The sequence below is a fragment of the Actinomycetota bacterium genome, assembly GCA_012837825.1.
In the GTDB taxonomy this organism is placed as follows: domain Bacteria; phylum Actinomycetota; class Humimicrobiia; order Humimicrobiales; family Humimicrobiaceae; genus Humimicrobium.
Window position 1 is genome coordinate 1 of the sequence record DUQM01000089.1, and the last position, 3047, is coordinate 3047.

4 protein-coding genes are annotated in these 3047 nt (G+C 35.2%); all 4 read left to right on the top strand.

Translation table 11 applies throughout. The features are described 5' to 3' along the window. Positions 1 to 209: 209 nt before the first annotated feature. Positions 210 to 443, top strand: a complete 234-nt coding sequence (locus GXZ93_06860) for a ribbon-helix-helix protein, CopG family (protein ID HHT79492.1) — start codon at positions 210 to 212, stop codon at positions 441 to 443. A 2-nt stretch (positions 444 to 445) separates the two neighbouring features. Continuing rightward, complete coding sequence (locus tag GXZ93_06865) at positions 446 to 868, top strand: hypothetical protein (protein HHT79493.1); 423 nt, start codon at positions 446 to 448, stop codon at positions 866 to 868. Positions 869 to 899: 31 nt separating this feature from the next. Further along, complete coding sequence (locus GXZ93_06870; GenBank protein ID HHT79494.1) at positions 900 to 1784, top strand: SDR family oxidoreductase; 885 nt, start codon at positions 900 to 902, stop codon at positions 1782 to 1784. Then, positions 1781 to 3047: hypothetical protein (locus tag GXZ93_06875; GenBank protein ID HHT79495.1), on the top strand; the 1267-nt coding region annotated here is incomplete at its 3' end. The genes GXZ93_06870 and GXZ93_06875, both read left to right, overlap by 4 nt.

Sequence of the window (3047 nt, forward strand, 5' to 3'; positions counted from 1 at the left end):
AATATTAATATTTATATCTATAATAATGTTAATATTAATATTACTATAAATTAAGTTGATTTGTAAAGCCGGAATAATAGCTGTCATCGAAAAAATCCGGTGATTATTTTAAAGAATGAGTAGGCCAATTTCCCGGATATCAAGCGTTAAAAGTTTTACAGGTTTTTTTCTTACAATAAATTAATAATAATTTAACCGGAGAGTACATATTGGAAAAAGAAAGAACAAATGTGCTTCTTAGTAAAGATATCATGATTCTTCTCAAGAACCTGTCCAGAAAAGAAGGTAAATCGATAACATCCATTGTACGGGAAGCAGTGCAGGAATATCTGTCAAGGAAGATTCCAAAAAAGGATTTCGGCATAATCGGCATAGGTGAAAGCCGCTACAAGGATGTTTCCAGGGATTTGAAAAAGTATGAAAAAAATAAAAATGGAGGTTAATATTGCTTGCATTAGCTGACACCAGTTTTTTGTATGCGGCTGTTGACAGAAATGATTTGAACCATAAAAAGGCCTCGGGGTTTTTAAAGGATAATGAGAAACTAACATATGTGATCCCCTTCTCGACTTTACTGCAGACAAGCAATCTTATAGGGAGGATGATATCCGGGCAGGCTGAAATGGTTTTTATGGAAAACATAATAAAGAATTTTAATATTGAGATGCATGAGCACGGAGACATAGAGCGGGCTTTTCAAATTCTTGAGCACTACCGGGGATTGGAAATTGATGAAATTGATCTTTATGAAGCATTGTTTGTAAGCATATGTGAAAGGCTTGGTTCAAACAATATTCTTACTTTCAGGAAGGAAATATATAAGAAGTTAATGCCTTCGGGATTTAAGAATTTTAATTTTCTGATATGATTTAAATTTTTTTAAAGGATGGTGCATTGAGTTGATTTATATTGCCGGAGCTACGAGTTTTCTGGGACAGAGAATTCTTATCAGGCTTGCTGAAAGAGGAGAGAAAGCAAGATGTCTTGCAAGAAGCATGGAAGCCCGCCAAAAGCTTGAAAAAGCCAGGCGGAATTTTCCGGACAATATTGAAATAGCGGGCGGAAATCTTTTAAGCTCTGACTCTCTTATTTATGGTTTGAAAGATATTGAAAAAGCTATTTATGTCGTAAGGCTGGAATATTATGGTTATGTAAAAAATTTTATTGAGGCTCTCAAAAGATGTAATGTCGGAAGAGCCTTATTTATAAGTTCTACAACAGTGCTGCTGCCATCTGATATAAAAGTCAAAGAAGATAAGATCAGATCGGAGGAATATATTAAAAATTCCGGCCTTGATTATACTATTCTGAGACCTTCAATGATTTACGGCGCTGACGGAGATAACAATTTTTCCAAAATGCTGAGATTTATAAGAAAAAAAAGATTTTTTGTTGTATTCGGAAGCGGGGAAAATATGATACAGCCTGTTTATGTTGAAGATGTGGCAAATGCAGTTACAAGTGTTCTTGAAAACAGTAAAACTATCAAAAAGACTTATGAACTGGCTGGCAGGTACCCTTTGAAATATAATGATATGCTTAAGACTGTGAGAGCCAAGACCAATCTTCCTTTCAGGATAATCAGGCTTCCTATTGAGGTTTCCAAATTTGCAGTCAGCATTTATAAACAGATAATGAAGAAATCCGACCTTGACGCTGACCAGATAGAAAGAATGAAAATCGACAAGGCCTATCCGTATACTGAAGCCGCAACTGATTTCGGATACTCCCCTGTTTCGTTTGAAGAAGGCATAGAGAAAGAAATTTCGGAGCTTGAATTATGATGAAAAGAAATAAGGCTTATATCAGGGAAATATATGTTGTATTTTTCCTTATTTTAATCATCTGTTCTGCCATATTTTTTCTTTTTCCTGTATTAAATGAAGAAATTATCCGCTATGAAAGAGGAAATATCCTTTCAGGAGAAGCGGATGGAGACGGCAGCAACGGAGCCGGCAGCATTGCAAATCACCCGGAGCTGTCTATAAAAGAGACAGCCGATTCTTCCATGATTATCAGCAATTCCTCTGATAAAGAGTCAGGTCTTTTTACCCCGGAGGTTGGAGATTATATTGTGATTACTATTCTTGCAAGAAATATTTCTTCAGTAAATTTTCCGAAAGGGACAGTTAATATAAGGTGGAAATATGCAGACAAGAGCGGCAATGATTACAGTGTTTCGGATGTGGAAAAATTTCAGATATTTGTTGACGGATTAATCCATGATTATCATATAAATATAGGAGAAAATCCCAGATGGGAGTCTTCGGGAAAGATAAGTGAAATAAAAATCGAACTGCCTGAAGTCGAAGGCGTTGATATAGATATCGAAAAAATAAGCCTTAAAAAAAGAGTGGCGACTTCTGTTGACTCTCATGTCAACAGATTTTTCAGAAATAATTTTAATATAAGAGAGGTAAACAGATTTTTCATACCGGCTTATCTGGGCTTTATAATGCTTTGCTTCTTCACATGTTCTTTGAAGCTTGTAAGCAAGAAGGTAATCACCGGCAAGATGGCTTTTAGTTTTGCAGCAATGATCCTTGTTGTTTTTTCATTTTACTATATGAAAAATGAAGTATTTACAGTAAAAAGCTATTTTGATTCATACAGAAAAAATATTTCGGAAGGAGATTTTAAAAATACTTATCTCGGGTTTTATGATTTCGAAAAATTCATTGCCTGGCTGGATGAGAATACGCCCGAAAATGAGAATCTTATAGTGCTTGTAAGGGGTGAGCAGATTTATATAATGTCTGAAATGGCATACAATCTTTATCCCAAAGATATCAAATTTATAAACATCAGCGGTAAAAGCCTTGGCGATATTGAAACCGACATAGATATTGCTATAAGAGATTCGGAACGGGAATATTCTTATCTTGTTTCATTATCCGGAGAAGATTTTATCAACAGGGATTTAAGCATGATTGATGCAAGTGATCCCGGCTTTGAAGGAGCGGATATTGAAGAGAAAATCAAAACCCTTCAGAAAAAATATGTTCTTGAAAAAAACTACAGGGAAGCAGGCGGGTTTTTATACAGGA